This window comes from Pseudomonas sp. GW823-FHT03E05 (assembly GCF_058796855.1).
On sequence record NZ_JBXAJB010000001.1, the window covers coordinates 922,589 to 941,105 of the forward strand.

General features: G+C 65.1%; 13 protein-coding genes. 4 read left to right on the plus strand and 9 right to left on the minus strand.

Translation table 11 applies throughout. The features are described 5' to 3' along the window. The first annotated feature begins 274 nt into the window (after positions 1 to 274). Positions 275 to 2,362 carry an EAL domain-containing protein gene (locus AC1RCO_RS04195; protein ID WP_011061594.1) on the plus strand — a complete coding sequence of 696 codons (2,088 nt, stop codon included), beginning with the start codon at positions 275 to 277 and terminating at the stop codon, positions 2,360 to 2,362. Positions 2,363 to 2,371: 9 nt separating this feature from the next. On the opposite strand, the gene AC1RCO_RS04200 is transcribed toward AC1RCO_RS04195, so the two are convergent. Further along, a complete protein-coding gene (locus tag AC1RCO_RS04200; protein ID WP_492617424.1) occupies positions 2,372 to 4,816 on the minus strand; it encodes a hypothetical protein in 2,445 nt (814 codons plus the stop codon). 335 nt (positions 4,817 to 5,151) lie between these two features. Here AC1RCO_RS04200 and AC1RCO_RS04205 point away from each other — a divergent pair, with 335 nt between their 5' ends. From AC1RCO_RS04205 to AC1RCO_RS04215, 3 genes are all read left to right on the plus strand, one after another. Further along, positions 5,152 to 5,409: a hypothetical protein gene (locus AC1RCO_RS04205; protein WP_041118491.1), complete on the plus strand. Its 258-nt coding sequence runs from the start codon at positions 5,152 to 5,154 to the stop codon at positions 5,407 to 5,409. Then, positions 5,396 to 6,568 carry an NnrS family protein gene (locus AC1RCO_RS04210; protein ID WP_492617425.1) on the plus strand — a complete coding sequence of 391 codons (1,173 nt, stop codon included), beginning with the start codon at positions 5,396 to 5,398 and terminating at the stop codon, positions 6,566 to 6,568. Before AC1RCO_RS04205 ends, AC1RCO_RS04210 begins: the two co-directional genes overlap by 14 nt. A gap of 98 nt (positions 6,569 to 6,666) precedes the next feature. Further along, positions 6,667 to 7,635, plus strand: coding sequence for a sensor domain-containing diguanylate cyclase (locus AC1RCO_RS04215; RefSeq protein ID WP_011061590.1), 969 nt, complete (start codon positions 6,667 to 6,669; stop codon positions 7,633 to 7,635). A 263-nt stretch (positions 7,636 to 7,898) separates the two neighbouring features. Here the strand turns inward: AC1RCO_RS04215 and AC1RCO_RS04220 are convergent, their stop codons facing one another. The 8 genes from AC1RCO_RS04220 to AC1RCO_RS04255 all read right to left on the minus strand — a co-directional run bounded on the left by AC1RCO_RS04220 (position 7,899) and on the right by AC1RCO_RS04255 (position 18,448). Further along, positions 7,899 to 8,573 carry a hypothetical protein gene (locus tag AC1RCO_RS04220; RefSeq protein ID WP_492617426.1) on the minus strand — a complete coding sequence of 225 codons (675 nt, stop codon included), beginning with the start codon at positions 8,571 to 8,573 and terminating at the stop codon, positions 7,899 to 7,901. 70 nt (positions 8,574 to 8,643) lie between these two features. After that, positions 8,644 to 9,438 carry an enoyl-ACP reductase FabI gene (gene fabI, locus AC1RCO_RS04225; RefSeq protein WP_011061588.1) on the minus strand — a complete coding sequence of 265 codons (795 nt, stop codon included), beginning with the start codon at positions 9,436 to 9,438 and terminating at the stop codon, positions 8,644 to 8,646. A gap of 22 nt (positions 9,439 to 9,460) precedes the next feature. After that, on the minus strand, positions 9,461 to 11,071 hold the full coding sequence (locus AC1RCO_RS04230) for an ABC transporter ATP-binding protein (RefSeq protein WP_072441657.1): 1,611 nt from the start codon (positions 11,069 to 11,071) through the stop codon (positions 9,461 to 9,463). 1 nt (position 11,072) lies between these two features. After that, entirely contained in the window at positions 11,073 to 12,092 is a 1,020-nt protein-coding gene (locus AC1RCO_RS04235; protein ID WP_011061586.1) for an ABC transporter permease, read from the minus strand. Between the two features lies 1 nt (position 12,093). Continuing rightward, complete coding sequence (locus AC1RCO_RS04240) at positions 12,094 to 13,167, minus strand: microcin C ABC transporter permease YejB (RefSeq protein WP_011061585.1); 1,074 nt, start codon at positions 13,165 to 13,167, stop codon at positions 12,094 to 12,096. Positions 13,168 to 13,169: 2 nt separating this feature from the next. Beyond that, complete coding sequence (locus AC1RCO_RS04245) at positions 13,170 to 15,023, minus strand: extracellular solute-binding protein (protein WP_492617427.1); 1,854 nt, start codon at positions 15,021 to 15,023, stop codon at positions 13,170 to 13,172. Next, positions 15,020 to 16,849, minus strand: a complete 1,830-nt coding sequence (locus AC1RCO_RS04250; RefSeq protein ID WP_011061583.1) for an extracellular solute-binding protein — start codon at positions 16,847 to 16,849, stop codon at positions 15,020 to 15,022. Before AC1RCO_RS04250 ends, AC1RCO_RS04245 begins: the two co-directional genes overlap by 4 nt. Before the next feature lie 171 nt (positions 16,850 to 17,020). After that, on the minus strand, positions 17,021 to 18,448 hold the full coding sequence (locus AC1RCO_RS04255; protein ID WP_011061582.1) for a transglycosylase SLT domain-containing protein: 1,428 nt from the start codon (positions 18,446 to 18,448) through the stop codon (positions 17,021 to 17,023). Positions 18,449 to 18,517: the final 69 nt, after the last annotated feature.

The window sequence follows — 18,517 nt, forward strand, 5'->3', positions numbered from 1 at the left end:
AAAGCAAAAGCCATCGGCCCCTGCAAACGATATCGCCGCGCCCTGGCGCAATCGACCGTGCTTGAGCGGGTGGCCGCGCAGGCAGTCAAGCCTGGCGTGAACAGGACGATAAAAGACTGGGATCGGGGCCATTCAGTGCTTGCTGAATGGGGTTTCTTCAGTGGTATCTTCGCCGGTATTCGCTTGTCATGGCCTGGCGCTGCATTGCGTATCCATGGGGCGGGCGGCAACGTCCGGGGGGTATCGGGCGCGCAGCGGCAAAGGGGCGGGGCTTATGCGAAACGTGGGGTTCAAGCTGTTTTTCACCCATCGTCTGGCACTCCTGGCGGGTGCCGAGTCTTTACGCTCGATCCGCGAAGGCCTGTTGTGGCTGCTGCCATGCCTGCTGGTCTCGGCGCTGCTGCTGATCCTCGGCCAGTGCGCCCAGGCGCTGGGTGCGCCGCCAGCATTGGTGGAGCTGCTGACCGGCCTGCACAACCGCATCAGTTCGATCATTCCCCTGCTGGTGGCGGCGTCCATCGGCTACATGCTGGCAATCAAATACCGCCTGCCCCAACTGCCGGTGGCCTTCCTCTGCCTGTCCCATGTGGTGATCGCCATCTACCTGCTGCGCGACTACCCGCGGGCGGCGGCGACCTTCGTGCTGTTCATCGCCATCGCCTCGCCCCTGGTCAATGTGCCGCTGATGGCCCGGCTGCACCGCCAGCGCTGGACCCGGCTGGTGGACGAGGGGCTGGTGGGGCACAACCTCAAGGGCACCATCAACATGGTGCTGCCGGGGATGGTGACCTCTTTGGTGCTGGTCTGCGTGTTGCAACTGCTGCTGCAGTTCCATGATTTTGCCTACGTCGAGCGGCCGATCGATATCGACGACCTGGACAACCCCTACCTCAACGCGATCTTCCTGACCTCGACCAATTCGCTGCTGTGGTTCTTCGGCATTCATGGCGCCCATGCCATGCAGCCGCTGATGGATGTGATGGACCAGGCCGTGACGCTCAACGCCGCGGATCAGGCCGCTGGCCGGCCATTGCGCTATGCCTTGAACAGCGGCCTGCTGGGCTGCTTTGCCTTCATTGGCGGCTCTGGCGGTTCCCTGGCGCTGGTGCTGGCGATCCTCGGTTTCTCGCGCAACCGTTCCATGCGTCTGCTGGCCTTGGCGAGCCTGGCGCTGTCGCTGTTCAACGTCAACGAACTGCTGCTGTTCGGTGTGCCGATCATCCTCAACCCGCGCCTGCTGGTACCGTTCATGCTGGTGCCGATGGTCAATGCCTGCCTGGCGCTGCTGGTGGTGCAACTGGGGTGGGTGAGCCCGGCGCTGGTGAGCCTGCCCTTTACCTCGCCGGTGCTGCTCAATGCCTACCTCAGCACCCAGGGCGACTGGGGCGCGGTGCTGCTGCAAGGGCTGCTGCTGGGGGTCGGCATCCTGATCTACATGCCCTATGTGCGCAGTATCCAGCGCCAGGGCGAGCAAAGTGCCCAGGTCTACCTGAAAACCTTCGACACCACCTTCCATGGCCTTGAGGAGCGGGGCCGGCTGTTCGAGCTGGACCCGATGGTGGCGTCCTACCAGCAGGCCGCCCAGCAGTCCTTGCAACTGGCCCGTATCCAGCAGTTGAGCGACTACGACTTCCACCTGGAGTATCAGCCCCAGGTGATCAAGGACAGCGGCTTGTGCAGCGGTTGCGAAGCGCTGATCCGCGCCCGTGACCGCGAGGGCAAGGTGCAGTCGCCCTGGGAACTGCTGCAGTGGCTGGGCCAGGCCAAGCTGATGCCCGAGGTGGATTTCTGGGTGGCGTCCCAGGCGGTGCGCCAGCACCTGGCGTGGCGCAAGGTCGGCTTCGAGCTGCCCATCACCATCAATATCTCCAGCGCCACCCTGGCTTCCCGGGAACATGGCCAGCGCCTGCTGGAGATTCTGGCCCGGGCCCAGGGCCAGGTGTCGGTGGAGATTACCGAGGATGCCCTGGTGGGCGATGCGCTGCTGACCCAGCAATGGATCGGCAAGCTCCATGCGCTGGGCGCCCGGGTCTATATCGATGACTTCGGCACCGGCTTTTCCGCCCTGAGCTACCTGCACCAGTTCCCGGTGGACGGGATCAAGATCGACCGCAGCTTTGTCCTCGCCCAGCGTGAACCCAAGGGCGCCCAGGTGTTGAACGGCCTGCTGCGTTTTTGCGAAACCCTCAAGCTCAAAGTGGTGGTGGAAGGGGTGGAAACCCGCGAGCAGCTGGATTTCCTGCAATCGAGTGCCGAGCTGACCATCCAGGGCTGGTACTACAGCAAATCCCTGCCCGGGGAGCAGATCCCCGGTTTCGTCAGCCAGCGCGCGCGGGACGCCCAGGCACTGAAGGCCGATTGACCCCGGGGCTCAAGCCCCGGCGCGGAAGGCCGGGTGCGCCGGGCGGCGCAGCGCCTGCCACGCCCGGGCCTGGGGCCAGTCGGTGGCGCTCAGCCACAGCCCCTGGTGTTCACGCAAGGGTTCGGCAGGCAGGCGCAACAGGTCCTCCAGTGCCCACTCCAGGCTGTGGCCCGGATCGGGATCGTCCGCCGCCTGCCAATCCCGCTCGAACAGCTGCAGCGCCAGGCCCCGGGCATCGAAGTGCTGGAACAGCGGGCGGTGGCGCAGCCAGTCGGGGGCGATGCGCAGGCTGCGTTCCTGCACATCGAGCAGCAGCAACTGCCAGGCGCGGTAGCCCTGCTGCGGGTCGCCGGCGCCGAGCCGGAGCCGGGTCAAGGCCAGGTAGCGGGCGTCGGTGGACCAGATCAGCGACGGGGCCAGATCGCCTACTGCACAGCCGGAGGCGGTGAGCAGGTTGCCGCCGAGCCGCGGGCTGGTTTCCCGCAGCCAGCTGTCGGCGTACTCGGTTTCGCTGCCAAACAGCCACGCGGCGTCGCGGCCAGCGGGGGCAGGCTGGATAAAGTCACCCTCGGCGACCGCGGCCTGAGGCCGATCCACCAGGCGCCAGGGCGCCACGGGCTGCAATTGGTCATCGATCACCTGCCAGTCCTGGCGCTCATAGCAGGGCTGCGAGGCCGGGCCTTCGGTGCAGAATGCCGCGGCGTGTTCAGGTGCGGGCGCCGGCCGGTTGAAGCGTTGCAACGGGCTGCTGGCGTGGTCCGGGTCGAGGCGCCCGACCAGCACGGCCAGGCTCAGGCGGCCCTGGCGAAAGTCCAGCAGGCGCGCCGCCAGCAGTGCCGGGCTGTAGATCAGGCGCTGCTGTTGCAGGTCCGCCACCACCACCTGGGGGGCCAGATCCAGGGTCTCGCTCCAGGGCAGCAGGGCCAGGTAGCGCTGGCAATCGGAAACCCGATGGTCCAGCAACCAGCACCCGGGCAGTTGCCAGGTGCCGATCTGGCATCGGTAGGCACCCAGGCCCCGGGGGTTGTCCGTCAGCCAGCTGAACAGCGCGCGCTGCTCGCCCAGCAGGGGCTGGGACTGGATCCGGCTTTCGCCCCGGGCCCCGCTGCCGTCCAGGGGCTGCAGCAACTGGGTGCGGGTCAGCGGCAGTGGCGCCACTTGCAGGCAGCCTTGCCGGTCATGGCCGACGCCGGTTTCGCTGTCGCTGTGGGTACTGTGCAAGCGATAGCCGTAGCGCCCCTGGTCCGCCTCGGCCAGGTCCAGGTATGCGCTGTAGCCCAGCCAGTGGCGGTCCAGGCTGAGCAGCGGGCCAGGGTAGAAGGATGGTTCTGCATGGCTGGCGACCCAGGGCGCGGGCAATGCCCGCCAGCCCTTGTCGGCCTGCCACAGCCAGCAGCACGCGGCCTCAGGCTGCGCCTGCTCGTGGGCGATGCAGGCCAGGGCCCGGCCGTCGTCGCGCCAGATGCGGGGTGCGTCCGCCCGCAGCAGCAAGCCGCTGGGCTGGCCGTCGATACTTATGCGATAGGGCGGCGTGCGCAGGGGTTCCAGGGGTTGCTCCAGGGCCCTGAGGCTGGCCGGCAGCGCCAGGCTGGCGTGCAGCCGGTGGCTGCCGTGGGGTGCGCTTTCTTCGAAATCCTGGCGAGCCAGGGCCTCCAGCCACTGGCCCGGCTCCAGCCAGAGATCGGCTACCGCTACCAGTTCGACGCATTCGGCCTCCTGCAGCAGGCTGTTCAGGCTGGCCTGGTGCTGGCCGTTGTCCACCAGCGGGCTGTGGCGGCCGCTGAGGGTGTCGGCGCTGAAGGCATCCAGCTCCCAGAAGTGTTCCCGGTTGCAGCGGTACAGGCGGCGCTGTTCACGGTCGAGGATGGCCAGCCCCCAGTGTTGCCTGGAAGGCAGCGGCGCGGCGAAGTAGCGCCCGTCACTGGAAAACCGCGCCGAGGACCCCAGCCCTTGCAGCAGCACCCCATCGGGGAACAGGTAGTCGCAATAGGTGGGCCCGCCCATGGCGATCTCGCCGTGGTTGAACACCCGGATCGGCTGGCCCTCCGGGGTCTGTTGCGGTTCGTTGCCGCCCCAGGCGCTGATCGGTGTGGGGTTCGGCTGCACCAGCCCCAGGCGGCGCTCCAGGTGGCTGACCGCTGCCAGCCCGGCAAAGATGCTGGTGACGGCGGCGGCGATATCCCAGTAGGCCGGCAGGGCCCGGCCCAGGCTGAAGCCCAGGCCGAACGCGGCGCTGATCATCAGCCGCGCCAGGCCGCGGGCGGTTTTAGGCCAGCCCAGGCGCGCCGCCAGGGTCATCGCCGCTGCGCAGCCGAGCAACACCCCCAGGGCCGCCGGGGGCGGCAGCAGGGTGACGAAGAAGATCGGGATGAGCAGGGCGGCCAACTGCCAGAGCAACTCCAGCAACAGGCGTGACAGGCTCTTTTCGGATGCGGGGGAGGAAGCTTCGGGCATCGGCGACATCCTTGTATGGGAGCGAGCGAGCTCGCGATGGGCGTCAACGATAACGCGGGTCTACAGGAAGTGCGCGGCGTTTTCCGATGCATCGCGAGCAAGCTCGCTCCTGCAGAGGGGGGATTGGCTCAAGAGGGGCAATCTGCCCTTGCCGGCGAAAAAGGGCAGCGGGGAAAAATACAGTCATATTGACTGCGTTGGCGGTCTTTATGACTTCTTCTTTATCTGGTCATAAAGACTCTTGAGGTGGCAGGGGCCCGGTTTTACGGGCTCTGCGCGCTGGCATGAAACGTGAAAGGCCAGTCATGCCATTGTGTGTTCGAGGAGTTGTCGACATGAGCCGTTACTTCGATTCGCCGCTGCATGTACTGCACCTGTCCAATGCGCTGCTGTGGTCGGGCAGCCTGTTGCTGGGCCTGGGGGTGTACGCCGCCTATGTCCATTCCGGCCATTTGCCTATCGCCACCCTGGTGCTGATGCACAGCCTGGTGATTATCGGGCCGACCCTGTTGAAGATCGGTTATGTCATGCGCCTGCTGGCCCAGCGGCGCATGGCCCAGTGCCAGGGGAGGGCTGCCTGTGTCTTTGCCTGAAGCCTGGCACCGCTGGACCGGCCAGCCCCTCTGGAGCCTGGGGTTCCGCCCGTTCTTCCTCGCCGGCGCCGGCTTTGCCTGCCTTGCCCTGGTGGGTTGGGGCCTGTGGCTGCATGGTGCGCTGGTGGGCCTGCAACCGGTGGCCGGGATGCTGGCCTGGCACCGTCACGAAATGCTCTTCGGCTTTGCCGTGGCGATCGTTGCCGGCTTCCTGCTGACGGCGGTGGCCAACTGGACCGGCCGCCCGGGCCTGAGCCGTACGCCGTTGCTGTTGCTGTGGCTGCTGTGGCTGGCGGGGCGCCTGGCCTGGTGGCTGCCGCTGCCGGGCCCGCTGTTCGTTGTGGTGCAACTGGCGTTCATGCCGTTGCTGGCGGCGGTGATCGGGCGCGAGCTGTGGTGCGCCGGCAAGCGCGAGAACTACCCCATGGTCCTGGTCCTGGGGCTGCTGGCGCTGTTTCAGGGGCTGACCCTGTGGGGCCTGTTGGAACACCAGGACAGCTGGCAGCGGCGCGGCGAACTGGGCGCCTTGTGGCTGGTGGCGACCCTGATGACGGTGATCGGCGGCCGGGTGATTCCCTTCTTCATCCAGCGCGGGCTGCAACTGCCCCCCCAGGCGCCGACATCGCCCTGGCCGACCCGGGTGTTGCTGGTGGGCAGCCTGCTGGCCGCGTTGTCCATGGCCCTGGGCGGCGGTGACGCTCCCCGCGGGTGGCTGGCGCCGCTGTTCGCCCTGCTGGCGGGGCTGCAAGGCTGGCGCTTGTGGCGCTGGCACCGGCCGGGGCTGTGGCGGGTGCCGCTGCTCTGGTCGCTGTACCTGGCCTACGGGTGGCTGGCCCTGGCAACCCTGGGCATGGCCCTCTGGCACCTGGGCTGGTCGATACCCCAGAGCCTGGTGACCCATGCCCTGGCGGTGGGTGGCCTGGGCGGGCTGGTGCTGGGCATGGTGGCGCGGGTCAGCCTCGGCCACAGTGGCCGGCCCCTGCAGGCTTCGCGGGCCATGGCCGGTGGCTTTGCGCTGCTGTTCCTGGCGGCCCTGTGCCGGGTCCTGCTGGTGCCGTTCAGCAGCCTGGGGCTGGGCCTTTCAGCGCTGCTGGCAGGCCTGGCGTTTGCCGTGTTCGTGGCTGGCTACGGGAGGGTTCTGTTGGCCCCCCGGTTGTGAGGGCCACCTGTTCACTGGCTCCTGCCGCGCCGCTTTAGATGATAAGCCGTCGTTATTCTGGACTACGCTTGGAATCTTAGCCGCGAATGGAGTCAGCGATGTTGTATCCCAGCAAACCCAACAATGAGGCCTTGAGAATCCAGACCCTGCGGGAGCTGAATGTGCTCGACACCTCACCGGAGGAGCGTTTCGACCGCCTGACCCGGCTGGCCAAGCGTCTGTTCAACGTGCCCATTGCCCTGGTCAGCCTGGTGGATGCCGACCGCCAATGGTTCAAGTCCTGCGTGGGGCTCGACGTCAGCGAAACCTCGCGGGACATTTCCTTCTGTGGCCACGCGATCCTCGGTGACCAGATCCTCACCGTGCCCGACGCCGGCCTGGACGAACGCTTCCACGACAACCCGCTGGTGGTGGGCGCGCCGGGCATCCGCTTCTATGCCGGTTGCCCGCTGACGGTGACCAATGGCAGCAAGCTCGGCACTCTGTGCCTGATCGACATCAAGCCCCGCGACCTGGACGACGAGGATCGGGCACTGCTACGGGACCTGGCGCGCATGGCCGAGCAGGAACTGGCGGCAGTGCAGATGGCCAGCATGGACGAGCTGACCCTGCTGTCCAATCGCCGCGGATTCGAGGCCCTGGCCCGGCATGCCCTGGGGGTGTGCAAGCGCCTGGAAAAACCGGCGACCTTGCTGTTCTTCGACCTCAACGACTTCAAGCAGATCAATGACACCTACGGCCATGCCGAAGGCGACGGCGCCCTGAAGACCTTCGCCGACGTGCTGCGCATCGCCTTTCGCGAGAGCGACGTGATCGGCCGCCTGGGGGGCGATGAATTCGTGGCCCTGCTGACCGCTGCCGACCATGTCGAGACTTCGGCGATCATGGCGCGCCTGCGGGAGATTCTCGACGAGCGCAATGCCACCTTGAAGCGGGGTTATGACATCCGCTTCAGCGTCGGCCAGATCGAATACGACGCCGAACGCCATCCCGACATCGAGGCGTTGCTGGCGGACGCCGACAAGGCCATGTACCTGCACAAGCAGGCGAGCAAGCGGGCTCGCTGAGGGTTGCTGCCGCCAAGCCCTGCCCGGTGACGCGGGGTAGGGAAGGGCGTCAGTGGCAGGGCGCTATTGGCCGCGCTCCATCAGCGGTGGGCTATAGCTTTCCTCGATGTCGACCCCGGCCGCCCTGGCCCGGCTTTGAACTTCTGAGCGACGTTGCAGCCGTTCTTTCAAATGCGCAGGGAACAGGGTTCTCCATTGGGCTCTTTGTGCCTCTGCAAAGTCGCGGGTCCAGAACGTGTCCAGGGACATCAGGTTCAGGCTTATCAGGTAGACAGCGCTTTGCAGGGGGCGATTTTCGAGTCGTAGCGCAGGGCTCGGACATGCGCAATGTAGTTGCCGTGATAGAGATACCAGTCATAGAACATGTTGTTGCCCAGCCACTGCTCAAGGCTCATCTCATGGTTGGCATCGAACAGCGGGTGGCTGAGTGGCTGGGTACCCAGGAGGCTTTCCTTCCAGTCCAGCTTGTGCAACTCGCCAGCGGCTATTCGGGGGTCGGAAGGGAAGTAGTATTTTTGCCATCCAGCGTTCTTCAACGTCCTGAGAAGGTTATAGACAAGCGCCTTGTTGGCCTTGTGAGTGCTGTTGTCCGGCAGCCCGCGAAGGTCGATGTTCAATTCCTGGATGGTGTTTGAGGTATTGCCATCAACGGTAATCAGCAGTCCGGCCACCTGATCCAGTTCAAGCGTGCCCTCGGGCTGTGCCAGGCTCAGGTCAAGGAGTGCTCCCTGACGATCCGCCTCATACCAACATAGGTGGACCGCATCCAGGCAGTCGGCGGTAAAGCTCACCGGGCTCTTTTCCAGGAACTCGGCAACCGGTGTGTCCAAGGGGATGTGCAGGCGTGCGACGCTGCTCCGGGTTTTATTCGAGGCGGTATCTTGGGTGTTGTCGCAGCCGGCTAGAAACAGCACGAGCAACAGATAGCACAGCTTCATGTTTGGCCTTTCCAATGAGCAGGAAGGGGCAGGGTGGCGAGGGCGCAAGCCCCCTCGCCACCGCCGCAGATCACTCGTCGAGGTTGCCCATGGCGGTGGTGTTGAAACCCCCGTCCACGTACATGATCTCGCCGCTGATGCCCGAGGCCAGGTCCGAGCAGAGGAAGGCGCCGGCGTTGCCGACTTCTTCGATGGTGACGTTGCGCCGCAGCGGGGTTTGCGCCTCGTTGGCCGCCAGCATCTTGCGGAAGTTCTTGATCCCCGAGGCTGCCAGGGTGCGGATCGGGCCGGCGGAAACGGCGTTGACCCGGGTGCCCTCCGGGCCCAGGGAGCCGGCCAGGTAGCGCACGCCGGCTTCCAGGGAGGCCTTGGCCATGCCCATCACGTTGTAGTTGGGCATGGTGCGTTCGGCGCCCAGGTAGGACAGGGTCAGCAGGCTGCCGTTGCGGCCCTTCATCATTTCCCGACCGGCCTTGGCCAGGGCCACGAAGCTGTAGGCGCTGATGTCGTGGGCAATGCGAAAGCCCTCGCGGGTGGTGGCGTCGGTGAAGTCGCCTTCGAGCTGGTCGCCAGGGGCGAAGCCCACGGAGTGGACGATGCAGTCCAGTCCGTCCCATTTTTTACCCAGCGCGGTGAAGACCTGGGCGATCTGCTCGTCACTGGCCACATCGCAAGGGAAGCACAGCTCGGCGCTGGAGCCCCAGCCTGTGGCGAATTCCTCGACCCGGCCCTTGAGTTTTTCGTTCTGATAAGTGAAGGCCAGCTCGGCGCCTTCACGATGCATGGCGGCAGCGATGCCGGAGGCGATCGACAGCTTGCTGGCGACACCGACGATCAGGACACGCTTCCCAGCGAGAAAACCCATATGTTGCTACTCCTGTTTCAGGTTATTCGGCGCTTGCCGGAGCCAGGAAGGCGGCTTCCAGCAGTTGCCGTGTGTAAGGGTGTTGCGGGGCGTCGAAGATGCCCCCGGCGTCCCCCTGTTCCACCACCTGGCCGTGCTTGATCACCATCAACTGGTGGCTCAGGGCCTTGACCACCGCCAGGTCGTGGCTGATGAACAAGTAGGTCAGGTTGTACTTGCTTTGCAGTGTGCGCAGCAGTTCCACCACCTGGCGCTGCACCGTGCGGTCCAGGGCCGAAGTCGGTTCGTCCAGCAGGATCAGCCGCGGCTTGAGCACCAGGGCCCGGGCGATGGCGATGCGCTGGCGCTGCCCGCCGGAGAACTCATGGGGGTAGCGGTGCCGCGTGTCCGGGTCCAGGCCGACCTCCTTGAGGGCTTCGATGATGGCCTGTTCCTGCTCCTGCTCACTGCCTATCTTGTGGATGCGCAGGCCCTCGCCGACGATCTGGCTCACGCTCATGCGCGGGCTGAGGCTGCCGAAAGGGTCCTGGAACACCACCTGCATTTCCCGCCGCAGCGGCCGAACCTGTTGCTGGGTCAGGCTGTCCAGTTGCTGGCCCTCGAAGCGAATGCCGCCCTGGCTGGCAATCAGGCGCAGGATCGCCAGGCCCAGGGTCGACTTGCCCGAGCCGCTTTCCCCAACGATGCCCAGGGTCTGGCCCTGGGGCAGGCTGAAGTGGATGCCGTCCACTGCCTTGACGTGATCCACGGTGCTGCGCAGCAGGCCTTTCTTGATCGGGAACCAGACCTTGAGGTTGTCAACCTCCAGCAGCGGCGGGCCAATCTCGTTGGCCGCCGGCAGGCCGCTGGGTTCTGCGGCCAGCAGTTCCCGGGTGTAGGGATGCTGCGGCGCGCGGAACAGATCTTCGCAGGATGCCTGTTCGACGATGCAACCCTTCTGCATGACACAGACCCGGTGGGCAATGCGCCGCACCAGGTTCAGGTCGTGGCTGATCAGCAGCAGCGCCATGCCCAGGCGCGCCTGCAGTTCCTTGAGCAGCTCGAGGATCTTCAGCTGCACGGTGACATCCAGGGCTGTGGTGGGCTCGTCGGCGATCAGCAGTTCCGGCTCGTTGGCCAGGGCCATGGCGATCATCACCCGTTGCCGCTGGCCGCCGGAAAGCTCGTGGGGCAGGGCCTTGAGACGCTTGTGCGGTTCGGGGATGCCCACCAGCTCCAGCAGTTCCAGGGTGCGCCGGGTGGCGACCTTGCCGGTCAGGCCCTTGTGGATGCCCAGCACTTCGTTGATCTGCTTCTCGATGCTGTGCAGCGGGTTCAGCGAGGTCATGGGCTCCTGGAAGATCATCGCGATGCGGTTGCCGCGGATATGGCGGATGGTCTTCTCTTTCAGGGTCAGCAGGTCGTGCCCGGCATACTGGATGGTGCCGCTGGGGTGGTGCGCCAGAGGGTAGGGCAGCAGCCGCAGGATGGAGTGGGCGGTGACCGATTTGCCCGAGCCGCTTTCGCCCACCAGGGCCAGGGTCTCGCCGCGCTTGATGTCGAAGCTGACGCCTTGCACCACCCGCTGGCGGTGCTCGCCGGTAACGAACTCCACCGCCAGGTCGCGGACTTCGATCAGGTTGTCCTGGGTCATGTCATTTCCTCGGGTCGAAGGCATCGCGGGCGGATTCGCCGATGAACACCAGCAGGCTGAGCATGATCGCCAGCACGGCGAAGGCGCTCATGCCCAGCCAGGGCGCCTGCAGGTTGGACTTGCCCTGGGCCACCAGCTCGCCGAGGGATGGCGCCCCCGGCGGCAGGCCGAAACCGAGGAAGTCCAGGGCGGTGAGGGTGCCGATGGCGCCGGTGAGGATAAAGGGCATGAAGGTCATGGTGGAGACCATGGCGTTGGGCAGGATGTGGCGGAACATGATGGCGCCGTTCTGCATGCCCAGGGCCCGGGCCGCGCGCACGTACTCCAGGTTGCGCCCGCGCAGGAACTCGGCCCGCACCACGTCCACCAGGCTCATCCAGGAGAACAGCAGCATGATCCCCAGCAGCCACCAGAAATTGGGCTGCACGAAGCTGGCGAGGATGATCAGCAGGTAGAGCACCGGCAGGCCGGACCAGATCTCCAGGAAGCGCTGGCCCACCAGGTCCACCCAGCCGCCGTAGAAGCCCTGCAGGGCGCCGGCGATGACGCCGATGATGGAGCTGAGAATGGTCAGGGTCAGGGCGAACAGCACCGACACCCGGAACCCGTAGATGACCCGGGCCAGCACGTCGCGGCCCTGGTCGTCGGTGCCCAGCAGGTTGTCCGCCGAAGGCGGCGCGGGGGCCGGCACCCGCAGGTCGTAGTTGATGCTCTGGTAGCTGAAGGGGATCGGTGCCCAGAGTACCCAGGCATCCTTCTGCGCCAGCAGTTCGCGGATGTAGGGGCTCTTGTAGTTGGCTTCCAGGGGGAATTCGCCGCCGAAGGTGGTTTCCGGGTAGCGCTTGAGGGCCGGGAAGTACCAGCCGCCTTCGTAGTGCACCACCAGCGGCTTGTCGTTGGCGATCAGCTCGGCGCCCAGGCTGAGGACGAACAGCACCAGGAACAGCCACAGCGACCACCAGCCGCGCTTGTTGGCCTTGAAGCGCTCGAAGCGCCGGCGATTGAGGGGGGACAGGTTCATCTCAATGCTCCCGGCTGTCGAAGTCGATGCGAGGGTCGACCAGGGTGTAGGTCAGGTCGCCGATCAGTTTCACCACCAGCCCCAGCAGGGTGAAGATGAACAGGGTGCCGAACACCACCGGGTAGTCGCGGTTGATCGCTGCCTCGAAGCTCATCAGGCCCAGGCCGTCGAGGGAGAAGATCACTTCCACCAGCAGGGAGCCGGTGAAGAAGATGCCGATGAAGGCCGAGGGGAAGCCGGCGATCACCAGCAGCATGGCGTTGCGGAACACATGGCCGTAGAGCACCCGGCGCTGGGTCAGGCCCTTGGCCTTGGCGGTGACCACGTACTGCTTGTTGATCTCGTCGAGGAAGCTGTTCTTGGTCAGCAGGGTCATGGTGGCGAAGTGGCCGATCACCAGGGCGGTGACCGGCAGCGCCAGGTGCCAGAAGTAGTCGAGGATCTTGCCGCCCCAGCTCAGCTGGTCGAAGTCGTTGGAGGTCAGGCCGCGCAGGGGGAACCAGTTGAAATAGCTGCCGCCTGCGAACACCACGATCAGCAGGATGGCGAACAGGAAGGCCGGGATCGCGTAGCCGACGATGATCGCCGAACTGGTCCAGACATCGAAGTGGCTGCCGTGGCGGGTGGCCTTGGCGATCCCCAGGGGGATCGACACCAGGTACATGATCAGGGTGCTCCACAACCCGAGGGAGATGGACACCGGCATCTTCTCCTTGATCAGGTCCACCACCTTGGCGTCACGGAAGAAGCTGTTGCCGAAATCCAGGGTGGCGTAGTTCTTGATCATGATCCACAGGCGTTCCGGCGCCGACTTGTCGAAGCCGTACATGTGCTCGATTTCCTTGATCAGCGCCGGGTCCAGGCCCTGGGCGCCGCGGTAGCTGGAACCGGCCACCGAGACTTCGGCGCCGCCGCCGGCGATGCGGCTGGTGGCGCCGTCGAAGCCTTCGAGCTTGGCGATCATCTGCTCCACCGGGCCGCCGGGCGCGGCCTGGATGATCACGAAGTTGATCAGCAGGATGCCCAGCAGCGTGGGGATGATCAGCAGCAGGCGGCGAAAGATATAGGCCAGCATGGTCAGTACACCGCTTCGGCCGGGGCCGCCTGGTTGTCCGGGGTCGGTTCAACGGCCGGCTTGGCGCCGGGCTTGATCCACCAGGTGTTGACGCCGATGTCGTACTTGGGCGCGACCTTGGGGTGGCCGATATGGTCCCAGTAGGCCACGCGCCAGGTCTTGATGTGCCAGTTGGGAATCACGTAGTAGCCCCATTGCAGGACCCGGTCCAGGGCCTTGGCGTGGGCCACCAGGCTGGCGCGGGAATCGGCGTTGATCAGGTTTTCCACCAGGCTGTCGATGGCCGGGTCCTTGAGGCCGATGTAGTTGCGGCTGCCGGGCTTGTCGGCGCTGGAGGACATCCAGAACTCGCGTTGCTCGTTACCCGGGGAGTTGGACTGGGGGAAGCTGCCGACGATCATGTCGAAGTCCCGCGAGCGCACCCGGGTGATGTACTGGGACACGTCGACCCGGCGGATCACCAGGTCGATGCCCAGGTCGGCCAGGTTGCGCTTGAACGGCAGCAGCACGCGCTCGAACTCGGTCTGGGCCAGCAGGAACTCGATCACCACCGGCTTGCCCTGGGCGTCGACCATCTTGTCGTCGACGATGCGCCAGCCGGCTTCCTGCAACAGCTGGTAGGCCTGGCGCTGCTGGGCGCGGATCATCCCGCTGCCGTCGCACACCGAAGGGGAGAAGGTCTGGTCGAATACCTGCGGGGGGATCTTGCCCCGCAGCGGTTCGAGGATGGCCAGTTCCTCGGGCCCCGGCAGGCCGGTGGCGGCCATTTCCGAGTTCTCGAAGTAGCTGCGGGTGCGGGTGTAGGCACCGTTGAACAGCTGCTTGTTGCTCCACTCGAAGTCCAGCAGCAGGCTCAGCGCGTGACGCACCCGCACGTCCTGGAACATCGGCCGGCGGGTGTTGAAGACAAAACCCTGCATGCCGGTGGGGTTGCCGTTGGCGATCTGCTCCTTGATCAGGCGGCCCTGGGCCACGGCCGGAATGTTGTAGGCGTTGGCCCAGTTCTTCGCGCTCATTTCCAGCCAGTAGTCGAACTGGCCGGCCTTGAGCGCTTCCAGGGCCACGGTGTTGTCGCGGTAGTAGTCGCTGGTGATCACGTCGAAATTGTAGAAGCCGCGGTTGACCGGCAGGTCCTTGGCCCAATAGTCCTTGACCCGCTCGTAGCGGATCGAGCGCCCGGCCTTGACCTCGGTGACCTTGTAAGGGCCGCTGCCCAGGGGAATCTCCAGGTTGCTCTTGGCAAAGTCGCGGCTTTGCCACCAGTGCTTGGGCAGGATCGTCAGCTGGCCGAGGATCAGCGGCAGCTCGCGGTTGTTGGTGTGCTTGAACTTGAACAGCACCCGCTGCGGGTCTTCGGCGATCACCTGGTCGACGTCAGCGTAGTAGCCGCGGTACAGCGGCGAGCCGGCGCTCATCAGGGTCTGGAAGCTGAACACCACGTCTTCGGCGTGGATCGGCTGGCCGTCGTTGAAGCGCGCCTCGGGGCGCAGATAGAAGCGCACCCAGCTGTTGTCCGGGGCCTTCTCGATCTTGCTGGCCACCAGGCCGTACTCGGTGAACGGCTCATCCAGGCTCTGGGCCATCAGGGTGTCGTAGACCAGGCCGATGTTCAGCTCCGGCACGCCCTTGCTGATGAACGGGTTGAGGCTGTCGAAGCTGCCGAAGCCGGCCATGCGGAAGGTGCCGCCCTTGGGCGCGTCGGGATTGACGAAGTCGAAGTGCTGGAAGTTCGCCGGGTATTTCGGCGCTTCGTTGTACAGGGTCACGGCGTGTTGCGGCGCAGCCTGGGCATAGCAGGCGATGGCGCTGAACAACAGGCCGCTAGTGCGCAGGAGCAGGGCACGCAGGGGCATCATTGGGCGTTCTCCATGGACTTCAGCCACCAGGCGCCGAGGCCCAGGGTATAGGGCGGCGTGGTGACGAAGGCGAACCGGTTACGGTAGGCCAGGCGGTGATAGTTGAGGTACCAGTTGGGAATCATGTAGTGCTGCCACAGCAGCACCCGGTCCAGGGCCCGGCCCGCGGCCAGTTGGTCGTCGCGGGTCTGGGCGGCCAGCAGCTGTTCCAGCAGGTGATCGACCACCGGGTTGTTGATGCCTGCGTAGTTCTTGCTGCCCTTGACCGAGACCTGGCTGGAGTGGAAGTACTGCCATTGCTCCAGGCCCGGGCTCAGGGTCTGGTTGAGGGTCATGAGGATCATGTCGTAGTCGAACTGGTCCAGGCGCTGCTTGTATTGCGCCCGGTCCACGGTGCGCAGGCGGGCGTCGATGCCGATGCTCGCGAGGTTCTCCACGTAGGGCTGGAGAATCCGTTCCAGGTTGGGGTTGACCAGCATCAGTTCGAAGCGCAGCGGCTGCCCGGCACTGTTCTGCAGGCGCTGGCCATTGAGTTTCCAGCCCGCCTCGCCGAGCAGCCCCAGGGCCTTGCGCAGGGTGTCACGAGGGATGCCGCGGCCGTCGGTGCGCGGCAGGCTGAAGGCCTGGCTGAACAGGCTGGCGGGCAATTGCTCGCGGTAGGGCGAGAGCAGCAGCCATTCATGGCCCTGCGGTACCCCGGTGGCGGAAAACTCGCTGTTGGGGTAGTAGCTCAGGGCGCGCTGGTAGGCGCCGCTGAAAAGAGTGCGGTTGGTCCACTCGAAGTCGAACATCATGCCCAGCGCCTCGCGCACCCGCACGTCGGCGAAAGTGGCGCGGCGGGTGTTCATGAACAGGCCCTGGGTCTGGGTCGGGATCTGGTGCGCCACCTGGGCCTTGATCACCTCACCGCGGTTGACCGCCGGGAAGTTGTAGCCGTTGGCCCAGTTCTTGGCCTGGTGCTCGATATAGATGTCGAACTCGCCGGCCTTGAAGGCTTCGAAGGCCACGTCGCTGTCCCGGTAGAACTCCACTTCGACCCGGTCGAAGTTGTTGAAGCCGCGGTTGACTGGCAGGTCCTTGCCCCAGTAGTCCTTGACCCGTTCGAACACCAGCTGGCGCCCGGGCTGTACCTGGGTGATGCGGTACGGGCCGCTGCCCAGGGGCGGGGTGAAGGTGGTGGCCTTGAAGTCGCGATCCTTCCAGTAATGCTGGGGCAGCACCGGCAGTTCGCCCAGGCGCAGGATCAGCAAGGGGTTGCCGGCACGCTTGAACACGAAGCGGATGCGCTGCGGGCCGAGGATATCCACCCGCTGCACTTCCTGCAGGTTGGTGCGGTATTGCGGGTGGCCTTCCTTGAGCAGCAGGCGATAGGAGAACGCCACATCGTAGGCGGTGATCGGCTTGCCATCGTGAAAGCGTGCTTCGGGGCGCAGGTTGAACACCACCCAACTGCGGTCCTCGGCGTATTCCACCGAGCGGGCGATCAGGCCGTAGCTGGAAGTCGGCTCATCACCGGAAGGCGCATACAGGCCGGTGCCCACCATCAAGGGTTCGTTGAGCTCGTTGACCCCGTATTGCAGGAAATTCGGCGTGGCGACCGGGCTGGTACCCTTGAAGGTGTAGGGGTTGAGGGTGTCGAAGGTGCCAAAGGCCATGACCCGCAAGGTGCCGCCTTTGGGCGCAGCGGGGTTGACCCAATCGAAATGGGTGAACTTTGCCGGGTATTTGAGCGTGCCAAACTGCGCGTAACCGTGACTTTCGGTGATCGTCGCGCTTGCGGGAAAGCTCAAGGCCAGGCTGATGAAGAGCAGGAGCAGGGGACGCATCGAGACAGAGATCCGATCCAGGCGGCTTGGGCTTTGTGCTCCGTACAGTAACAGCTTGTATCAGCAGGAAAAAGCTCGCTGGCGCGCGCTTCGTGCAATTGAAATTTCCTGTAGGAGCCGGCTTGCCGGCGAAGGCTGTTCGCCGGCAAGCCGGCTCCTACAGGGGAGATTTCAGTGCGGCAGGTACACCGTCAGCATCTGGCCGGGCTTGAGGGCCTGGGCCGCGCGGGGGTTCCAGCGCTTGAGGTGCTGCATCTCGACATTGAAGCGCTTGGCCACCATGTACAGCGAGTCGCCCTGCTTGACCTTGTACTGAGTCGACTTCTTCTTGTTGCTGGCCAGGCTGGTTTTCTTGCTGGCCACCTTGCGGGTGTCCTGCATCACCAGCGTCTGGCCGACCTTGAGGTTCTTGCCGCTGAGCTTGTTCCAGCGCTGCAGGTCCTGGACGTCGACCTTGTTGGCCTTGGCAATGAGGGTCAGGTTGTCGCCATTCTTGACCCGGTAGATGCGCTTGGCCCGCAGCGAATCACGCCCTTCGTCGCGGTCGAAGACCGGTTTGAGGGAGCGCTTGCTGATCAGTTCTTCGGGTTTCATGGTGGACAGGCTGGTGGTCAGCAACTGTGCCTTGGAAGTCGGCACCAGCAGGTGCTGGGGGCCGTCGATGGTGGTGCGCTGCTTGAACGCCGGGTTGAGCTGGAACAGCTCGTCCTCGTCGATGTTGGCCACCGCCGCGACCTTGGACAGGTCCATGCGCTGGTTGATCTCCACCACCTGGAAGTAGGGTTCGTTGGCGATCGGGTTGAGGTTCACGCCGTAGGCCTGCGGGGCCAGCACCACCTGGGACAGGGCCAGCAGCTTGGGCACATAGGCTTGGGTCTCGGCCGGCAGCGGCAGGTTCCAGTAGTCGGTGGGCAGGCCGAGCTTTTCATTGCGCTCGATGGCCCGGCTCACCGTGCCTTCACCGGCGTTGTAGGCGGCCAGTGCCAGCAGCCAGTCGCCGTTGAACATGTCGTGCAGGCGGCTCAGGTAGTCCATGGCCGCGGTGGTGGACGCGGTGATGTCGCGGCGGCCATCGTAGAAGCGGGTCTGGCGCAGGTTGAAGTAGCGCCCGGTGGCCGGGACGAACTGCCACAGCCCCACCGCATCGGCCCGGGAATAGGCCAGGGGGTTGTAGGCGCTTTCGATGACCGGCAGCAGGGCCAGTTCCAGCGGCATGTTGCGCTCTTCGAGACGCTCGACGATGTAGTGGATATAAAGGCTGCCGCGCTCGCCGGCATTTTCCAGGAAGGAAGGGTTGCTGGCGAACCACAGGCGCTGCTGTTCAATACGCGGGTTGACGCCCAGGCCTTCTTGCAATTGGAACCCCTGGCGCATGCGTTCCCAGACGTCCTGGGGTACTTGCGGGCTGGGCTGGTTGCTCAGCCAGATGGGTTTCTGCTTGATGCGGGCGTTGAAATTCTGTGTGTGTGTCGCGTCGCTCTGCGGGGCATGGCCGGTGCTTTGGCAGCCCGCAAGAGTCGCTGACACAGCTACCGCGATGGCCTGGGCCAAGCGCGTCAATGCGTCTGAACTGATGGAATAACGAATAGATGACGACATTGGCTGGAAGTAAGTTCCGGGCAAAAATGTCGGGCGATTCTAGAAAGCACCCGGGGTGCGGTCAACCAT

Coding starts and splice junctions, on each gene's coding strand:
- AC1RCO_RS04205 (WP_041118491.1), top strand. CDS start 5,152: ATGAGCCGTTACTTCGATTCGCCGCTGCATGTACTGCACCTGTCCAAT.
- AC1RCO_RS04235 (WP_011061586.1), bottom strand. CDS start 12,092: ATGAACCTGTCCCCCCTCAATCGCCGGCGCTTCGAGCGCTTCAAGGCC.
- AC1RCO_RS04195 (WP_011061594.1), top strand. CDS start 275: ATGCGAAACGTGGGGTTCAAGCTGTTTTTCACCCATCGTCTGGCACTC.
- AC1RCO_RS04220 (WP_492617426.1), bottom strand. CDS start 8,573: ATGAAGCTGTGCTATCTGTTGCTCGTGCTGTTTCTAGCCGGCTGCGAC.
- fabI (WP_011061588.1), bottom strand. CDS start 9,438: ATGGGTTTTCTCGCTGGGAAGCGTGTCCTGATCGTCGGTGTCGCCAGC.
- AC1RCO_RS04255 (WP_011061582.1), bottom strand. CDS start 18,448: ATGTCGTCATCTATTCGTTATTCCATCAGTTCAGACGCATTGACGCGC.
- AC1RCO_RS04230 (WP_072441657.1), bottom strand. CDS start 11,071: ATGACCCAGGACAACCTGATCGAAGTCCGCGACCTGGCGGTGGAGTTC.
- AC1RCO_RS04215 (WP_011061590.1), top strand. CDS start 6,667: ATGTTGTATCCCAGCAAACCCAACAATGAGGCCTTGAGAATCCAGACC.
- AC1RCO_RS04250 (WP_011061583.1), bottom strand. CDS start 16,849: ATGCGTCCCCTGCTCCTGCTCTTCATCAGCCTGGCCTTGAGCTTTCCC.
- AC1RCO_RS04200 (WP_492617424.1), bottom strand. CDS start 4,816: ATGCCCGAAGCTTCCTCCCCCGCATCCGAAAAGAGCCTGTCACGCCTG.
- AC1RCO_RS04245 (WP_492617427.1), bottom strand. CDS start 15,023: ATGATGCCCCTGCGTGCCCTGCTCCTGCGCACTAGCGGCCTGTTGTTC.
- AC1RCO_RS04240 (WP_011061585.1), bottom strand. CDS start 13,167: ATGCTGGCCTATATCTTTCGCCGCCTGCTGCTGATCATCCCCACGCTG.